Below are 1,531 nucleotides of genomic sequence, written 5' to 3'. Positions count from 1 at the left end.
GGCCACGGCCGGCAGCGTCACCACGTCCCGGACCATGGCGGTCGGCGACGAGCTCCTGGCCACGGTCCGCAGCCACGGCGACGGGCGGTTCACCTCGCCGCGCCTGGAGCTCGTCGTCTTCGGGTCGGTCGATGCCGTCCGCGGCGTGCGGACGCTCTCGTTCGCGGGTCTCGACGCCGCCGGCAACGCCACGCTCGGCACCCGGGTCGGACCGTGAGCGCCGCGACGCACGACGACGACGCCGTCGGCGGCTGGGCCGGGCGCGTCATGGTGTTCCTGCGCGCCGGCACGCAGCTGGTCGCGGTGAACGTCCTCGTCCTCCTCGGCACCCTCGCGGGCGGCGTCGTGCTCGGCGCGTACCCCGCGCTCGGCGCCGGCGGCGCACTGCTCGCCCGGCTCACCGCCGGGTCGCCGTCCGAGCACGTCTGGCGCGACTTCTGGTCCGCCTACCGCGCCGGCTTCCGGCGGCTCAACCTGCTCGGAGCGCCCCTGACCGTGGGATTCGTGCTCCTGGGTGTGGACGCCTCCGTGCTCGCCGCCGCGTCCCCCGGCCCGACGAAGGCCGCGCTCACCGCCGGCGTCGTCGCGCTGACCGGCTACCTGACCGTCGCGCTCGCCACGCTGGCGCCCGTCGCCCGGCGCTACGCCGACGCGCCGGTGGCCCGCACCTGGYGGTTCGTCGGCGTCGCGCCCCTGCTCTGGCCGCTCACGAGCCTCGGCGTGCTGGCCGCGCTCGTGGTCCTCGCGGTCACGTTCAGCCACGTCGCCGTGCTCGTGCCGCTGGCCGGGGTCAGCCTGCCCCTGCTGGTCAGCGGCTGGGTGGTCGACCAGCGGCTGACTCGGCTCGACGCCGCCTGAGCTGAGCCCGCCCCCGCCGCGTCGGCTGGGACCCGCTCAGGCTCCCGGCTGGGGCCCGCTCAGGCTCCCGGAACCTGTTCGCCGAGCGTCGACTCGCGGCCCACGATCTCGAAGTCCGTGATGACCTGCTCGAACGGCCGCCCGGGCTCGGTCTCCTCGATGCGGGCGAGCAGCAGGTCGACGGCTGTCGTCGCGATCTGCTCGCGCCCCGGCGCCACGGTGGACAGGGTCGGCGACGAGTAGGCGGTCTCCTCGATGTCGTCGAAGCCGATGACCGCGATCTGCCCCGGGACGTCGATGCGGCGCGCGTGCAGGACGTGCAGGGCGCCGAGCGCCAGGGCGTCGTTGAGGCCGAAGACAGCGTCGATCTCGACGCCCGAGTCCAGCAGCCGGGCCATGGTCTCCGCGCCGGTCGCCCGGTGCCACAGGCCCGCCTCGCCGACGAGGGCCGGGTCCACGGGCAGACCGGCCTCGGTGAGCGCCTGCCGGTAGCCCTGCACGCGCAGCGCGGCCGAGCCGACGGTCTCCCCCTCGTGCGCGCCGACGACGGCGATGTGCCGCCGCCCGAGGTCCAGGAGGTGCTGGGTGGCCGCGCGGGCCGCCTCGACGTTGTTCATCGTCACGTGGTCCGCGGGACCCCCGAAGATGCGCTCGCCCAGCAGCACCATGGGGA

At 75.7% G+C, this 1,531-nt stretch carries 3 protein-coding genes; 2 read left to right on the top strand and 1 reads right to left on the bottom strand.

Annotation, left to right across the window (positions count from 1 at the left end):
* On the top strand, window positions 1-217 hold a 217-nt coding region (locus tag ACXJKG_RS21095), incomplete at its 5' end, for a hypothetical protein (protein WP_456847670.1).
* Entirely contained in the window at window positions 214-858 is a 645-nt protein-coding gene (locus ACXJKG_RS21090; protein ID WP_456847669.1) for a DUF624 domain-containing protein, read from the top strand. The genes ACXJKG_RS21095 and ACXJKG_RS21090, both read left to right, overlap by 4 nt.
* Window positions 859-917: 59 nt before the next feature.
* Here the strand turns inward: ACXJKG_RS21090 and ACXJKG_RS21085 are convergent.
* On the bottom strand, window positions 918-1,531 hold a 614-nt coding region (locus ACXJKG_RS21085; protein ID WP_456847668.1), incomplete at its 5' end, for a LacI family DNA-binding transcriptional regulator.

It is taken from the genome of Cellulomonas sp. P5_C6, from assembly GCF_054049635.1.
The sequence above is the reverse complement of the archived record's forward strand: the minus strand, read 5'-3'. Positions and strand labels throughout refer to the sequence as shown.